Origin of the sequence: Streptomyces sp. SID5785, assembly GCF_009870065.1 — a bacterium.
GTDB lineage: Bacteria > Actinomycetota > Actinomycetes > Streptomycetales > Streptomycetaceae > Streptomyces.
In genome coordinates this window covers 1-5,055 of record NZ_WWIA01000984.1, presented here as the reverse complement: position 1 = coordinate 5,055, position 5,055 = coordinate 1, and the positions used below count along the sequence as shown (strand labels likewise).

The following is a 5,055-nucleotide window of genomic DNA, read 5'->3' as shown; positions in this document are numbered from 1 at the left end:
TGCCGTGCCACCGGCGGCGGTGATCTGCTCGACGGTGTCCTTGCAGGCGGCCTCGTCGAGGTCGATCACGGCGACGGCGCGGCCCTCGGCGGCCAGGCGGATCGCGGTGGCGGCGCCGATGCCGCGCGCTGCTCCGGTGACGATCGCTACGCGCTGCTCAGTGGTGGACATGCTCTTCGGTCTCCTCGCCCTAGAGTGCGGCCGCTTCGCCCCGATGCGGGTGAGCGACCGCTTAGTACCCTGTGCGGGTGACGCTAGAAGCCCTGGCACGCGGTGTCAACGTACCCACCGCGTGCCCCTGATCACTCAGCGCACCAGCAGGTCGAGCAGCCGCTCGGCCTCCGCCGCCGGATCGGTGGTCAGACCCGTGTGCACGGGGCCCGGCTGCACCACCGTCGAACGGGGTGCGACCAGCCAGCGGTAGCGGCGTCCCGCGTCGTCGTCGGCGGCCTGGCCCGCACCCTCGCCGCCCGCGCAGTGCCGCTCGATCGCGCCGAGGACGGCGCGCACCCCGGCCACGTCGGCCTCCGGGTCGAGCGCGCGCAGCCGCGCCTCGTCCAGGTGGGTGAGCGCGGCGACGAACGACCTCGCCCGGCAGTAGACGACCACCCCGGCGTTGATCTGCTCGCCCCGTTCGATCCGGGGCACCACCCGCAGCAGCGCGTACTCGAAGACGTCACGGACGTCGCGCTCGCTCATCGGCCTGCTCCCGGGTGCGCGCCGCCCTCGGGCAGCGTGATGCGTTCGTGGACGGTGGCGACGCGCGCCCGCAGCGTCTCCACGTAGGCGCGGCGGACGGCGTCCGGCGTGTCGAACCCGGGCTCGCCCTCGAGCCAGACGTCGGGAATGTCGGCGACGGCCGCGCCGAGCAGCTCCTCGGTGACCCGGGGTGCGAGCTCGGCGGCGGCCGCGGCGACGTCCGGCGCGAAGGGGGCGAGCGCGTGATCGGTCGCGTCGTAGGGTTTGTCCGCCCAGGCGGCGGCGCCGCGCCAGTTGTGGTGCCAGATCATGCAGGCGCCGTGGTCGATGAGCCACAGGTCGCCCCGTCGGACCAGCAGGTTCGGGTTGCGCCAGGAGCGGTCGACGTTGTGGACGAGCGCGTCGAACCAGACGACGCGGCCGGCCTCCTGCGGGTCCACGGAGAAGGCGAGCGGGTCGAACCCGAGGACGCCGGACAGGAACCGCATCCCGAGGTTCGTGCCGCCGCTCGACTTGAGCAGCTCCTGCACCTCGGGGTCCGGCTCGCCCAGGCCGACGACCGGGTCCAGGTCGAGCGCGACGAGCTCGGGCACCCGGAAGCCGAGCGCGCGGGCCAGCCGCCCGCAGACGACCTCGGCGACGAGCGTCTTGCGGCCCTGTCCCGCGCCGGTGAACTTCATGACGTACGGGACGAGATCGTCGCCCTCGACGAGACCGGGGAGCGAACCGCCCTCCCTCAATGGGGTGACATAACGGGTCGCCGTGACTTCGGTGAGCATGCGCCCAGGTTAGGAGATCGCAGGAGTGCTGAACGCTCCGGCCGTGCGCCTCGTACCTCTGGGAAATCCCCCCACGGGATCACAGGCCACCCCGCACCCCCTACCGAAGGGAACCGACAGCATGACCGCTTCGCAGGAGTCCGCACCTCCGGGGGCCGCCCCGACCCGGCGCGCCGTCGTGGCGACGGTGGGCGCCACCGGGATCGCCATGGCGCTCGGCGCGTGCGGCGGTTCGGACGACGGCCCGTCGGAACCGGCGGGGAACACCTCCGCGGCCACGTCGCGCAGCGGCGGCGACCAGGCCGGCCAGGAGCTCGTGAAGACGTCCGAGGTGCCCGAGGGAGGGGGGAAGATCCTCACCGACGCGGGGGTCGTGGTGACGCAGCCGCAGAAGGGGCGGTTCAAGGCGTTCACCGACATCTGCACGCACCGGCAGTGCCAGGTGTCGTCGGTGGAGGGCGGGACGATCAACTGTCCGTGCCACGGGAGCAGGTACTCCATCGAGGACGGCAGCGTCCGGCACGGTCCGGCGACCCAGCCACTGGCCGAGAAGAAGATCACGACCAGCGGAGGCGTGATCAGCCTCGCCTAGGGCGAGACAAGCCCTAGCGTTCCGCCCTGCGGGGCCGGCGTTTCCAGGCGGTGAGGACGTCCTGGGTCGTGGTCACGGTCGCGACCAGGGCGAGGGTGTTGCGGATCATCGCGGGGGTGTAGTCGGCCGGCACCCCCGCGATGGCGTCGCGGACGACGACGGCCTGGTAGCCGAGGTTCACGGCGTCGAAGACGGCGTTGGGCACCGCCACGTTCGCGGAGACGCCGGTGACGACCAGGGTGCGGCAGCCCAGGTTGCGCAGGAGGGGGTCGACGTCGGTGCCCGCGAGCGGGGACAGACCGTGCAGCCGGCGGACGATCAGGTCCTCCTCGGCCGGCTCGATCGGCGGCGCCACCCGGACCGCCCGTGACCCGGTGAGCTGCTGCACGGGAAGCCGCTCGGCCGCCCGGAACAGCCGCCCGTTCCGGTTGGACCCGCGGCCGTCGGGGCGCCGCTCGGCGACGGCGTGCATGACCTGCACCCCGCTCTCGTGCGCCGCGGCGACGAGCAGCGCCACACGCGTCAGCGCACCCGACGAGCGGGCCTCCTGCGCGAGCTCCGGCAGGGCGCTGTCCGGGCCGACCACACCCTGCTGGCACTCGACGGTGAGCAGCACCGTGCCGGACGGAGCGAGCAGTTCGGCGAGATCCTCGTGCGACGGCATGCGCGACCCCCTGCGGCCCGACGGTTCCTGGGGGGAGGACCCTAACCACCATTGCGTGCGGGCGGAAGAGCCCCCATGCTGCTTTTCTGACGCAGCGTCAGCATCAGTGGCCGATCGCCGAGGGAGCACACATGGCCGTCATACAGCGCCGGGGCCGCCGGATCATGATGACCCCGCAGGAACTGGACGCGTTCCTGGCGGAACAGCGCACCTGCCGGGTGGCGACCGTGTCGGCGGACGGCACCCCGCACGTCAGCCCGCTCTGGTTCGTCTGGGACGGGAGCGCGCTGTGGCTCTACTCGCTCGCACGCAGCCGCCGCTGGGCCGATCTGCGTGCCGACGGCCGGGTGGCCGTGGTGGTCGACGCGGGCGAGGAGTACGGCGAGCTGCACGGCGTGGAGCTGTCGGGCCGGATCGAGTTCGTGGGCGAGAGCCCGCGCACGGGCGAGCCCTGCCCCGAACTGGAGGGCCCGGAGCAGGCGTTCGCCCGCAAGAACTTCGGGATCGGCGCGATGGTGCACGACGGGCGGCACGCCTGGGCCCGGCTGACCCCGGACCGGATCGCCTCCTGGGACTTCAGGAAGCTGCCCGGGGCCAGGCCGGCGACCGGCGAGGATCAGGGGTAGGACACCACCGTGGAGGGGACGGTGGTGTCGCCCGAGGTGGCGCCGCCGATGCCGTTGATGACGTGCTCGTACTGGCCCTTGCCGCCGAGCGACACGACGAGCAGGTCGTGGAACTTCACGCCCGGGGTGTTCGGCGCGGCGAAGCCGTGGTCCTGCCGGATCGTCGGGTCGACGTTGTAGAAGCAGTACGAGCCGAGGCCCCAGCCCTCGTGGGTGGTGACGGAGTCGGCGACCTTGTAGGCGGCGAAGCCCTTGATGTCGCCGTCCTGCACCGCCGCCTGGTTCGGGGCGTCGTAGGCCTTCTCGTTCTGGAAGAAGATCGTGCGCCCGCGCTCACCGTTCCACTGCACGTCGTACTTGTTGAAGTGCTCGACGAACAGGCCGGTGGCGAGCACGTCGTCGCCGTTGACGACGACGCCGTTGTCGGCGCGGTTGGTCTCCCAGCCGACGCCGTCGCCGTGGTCGGCGCGCCACACCCAGGTGTGGTCGACGATGGTGTGCCGGGCGTTGACCACCAGGCTCGTGGTGGCCTTGCCCGCGCCCGCGCCGCCGATCCGCACGAAGACGTCCTGCACGGTGATGGGGTTGGCCGCGTGGTCGGCGGAGGCGCCGTCCGGGCCGATCTCGATCAAGGTCTCGGAGTTGGTCGTGCCGGCGTCGACGAGGAAGCCCGCGAGGCGCACCCCGTCGACGTCGCCGACCTGCACGGCGGTGGCACCGCCGTCCGGGATCAGCGTGGCGTAGCCGAGGCCGAGCACGACGGTGCCCGCGCGCTCGACGCGCAGGGGCGCGTCCAGGTGGTAGATGCCGGGCGTGAGCAGCAGGTTGAGCCCCTGCTCGAGCGCGGCGTTGAGGGTCGCGGCGGTGTCGCCCGCCTTGCTCACGTAGAACTCGCCCAGTGACAGGGAGGTGCCGCGCGGTGTGCCGTTGCCCCAGCTGGGTCCGCGGGCGCCGGTGCGCAGCTCGGGCAGGAACACCTTGTAGTCGGCGCCGTCGAGGTAGAGGAACGGCTTCTCGCGGGAGACCGGGGTCGTGTCGAGGGTGGTGTAGGGCGGGTCGGGGAAGCTCTGCGCCGGGGCGCCCTCGACGCCGGAGAACACCATGTTCCACACGGCGTTGAGCCAGCCGCCGACCGAGGAGTCACGGGTGTACCACTGCTGCTGGGAGTACGGTCCGACGCTGCCGTCGATGCGGCTGTCGGCGATGTACCCGCCGCTGGCCCAGCCGTAGCCGTCCGGGGACAGGTTGAGGCCGCCGCGCACGTGCATGCGGCGGAAGGGGGCGGCCTGGGCGACGGCCCAGCGGTTGGTTCCGTTGACCGGGACGAGGGCGAGGTTCTCGGCGCTGCGCCAGAAGTTCTGGGTGGCGTTGCCGTCGAACCAGCCGGCGTCGACGGTCACGTCGCCGTTGATCGTGGTGTCGTCCGGGGACAGGCCGAGCCCGGCGATCGAGGTGTAGAAGCCGAGCTGCGCGTTGAGCCCGCTGTAGCTGCCCGGCTTGAAGAGCAGCGCGTAGCGGCCCGTGCCGAACTGGGCGGACTCCTGCTGCTGGAAGATCTCGTCGAGCTTGGCCTGGATGCCGGCGGTTCCGGGATCGAACACGATGACGTTCGGTCCGAGGTCGCCGCCGGCCTCCACGGCCTTCGCGCGGGCGGCCGGGGCGGCGGACGCCGCGGAGGGGGCGGCGGAGGCCGCC

General features: G+C 72.5%; 7 protein-coding genes. 2 read left to right on the top strand and 5 right to left on the bottom strand.

Features of this window, described 5'->3' with window-relative positions:
- From GTW43_RS32130 to GTW43_RS32120, 3 genes are all read right to left on the bottom strand, one after another.
- Positions 1-171 (bottom strand): SDR family NAD(P)-dependent oxidoreductase (locus tag GTW43_RS32130; protein WP_161305492.1); only part of this gene is annotated, 171 nt, incomplete at its 3' end.
- Between the two features lie 135 nt (positions 172-306).
- A complete protein-coding gene (locus tag GTW43_RS32125; RefSeq protein WP_161300473.1) occupies positions 307-699 on the bottom strand; it encodes a DUF3037 domain-containing protein in 393 nt (130 codons plus the stop codon).
- Complete coding sequence (locus GTW43_RS32120; RefSeq protein ID WP_161305491.1) at positions 696-1,478, bottom strand: HipA family kinase; 783 nt, start codon at positions 1,476-1,478, stop codon at positions 696-698. Before GTW43_RS32120 ends, GTW43_RS32125 begins: the two co-directional genes overlap by 4 nt.
- 121 nt (positions 1,479-1,599) lie before the next feature.
- Between GTW43_RS32120 and GTW43_RS32115 the strand changes: the two genes are divergently transcribed.
- Positions 1,600-2,070 (top strand): Rieske (2Fe-2S) protein, encoded by a 471-nt coding sequence (locus GTW43_RS32115; RefSeq protein WP_161305490.1) that lies wholly within the window; start codon positions 1,600-1,602, stop codon positions 2,068-2,070.
- Positions 2,071-2,083: 13 nt separating this feature from the next.
- Here GTW43_RS32115 and GTW43_RS32110 read toward each other — a convergent pair whose 3' ends face one another.
- Positions 2,084-2,734: a cysteine hydrolase gene (locus GTW43_RS32110; protein WP_161305489.1), complete on the bottom strand. Its 651-nt coding sequence runs from the start codon at positions 2,732-2,734 to the stop codon at positions 2,084-2,086.
- Between the two features lie 131 nt (positions 2,735-2,865).
- Between GTW43_RS32110 and GTW43_RS32105 the strand changes: the two genes are divergently transcribed.
- Positions 2,866-3,360, top strand: a complete 495-nt coding sequence (locus tag GTW43_RS32105; protein ID WP_161305488.1) for a pyridoxamine 5'-phosphate oxidase family protein — start codon at positions 2,866-2,868, stop codon at positions 3,358-3,360.
- On the opposite strand, the gene GTW43_RS32100 is transcribed toward GTW43_RS32105, so the two are convergent.
- On the bottom strand, positions 3,351-5,055 hold a 1,705-nt coding region (locus GTW43_RS32100), incomplete at its 5' end, for a coagulation factor 5/8 type domain-containing protein (protein ID WP_202502215.1). The genes GTW43_RS32105 and GTW43_RS32100 overlap by 10 nt on opposite strands.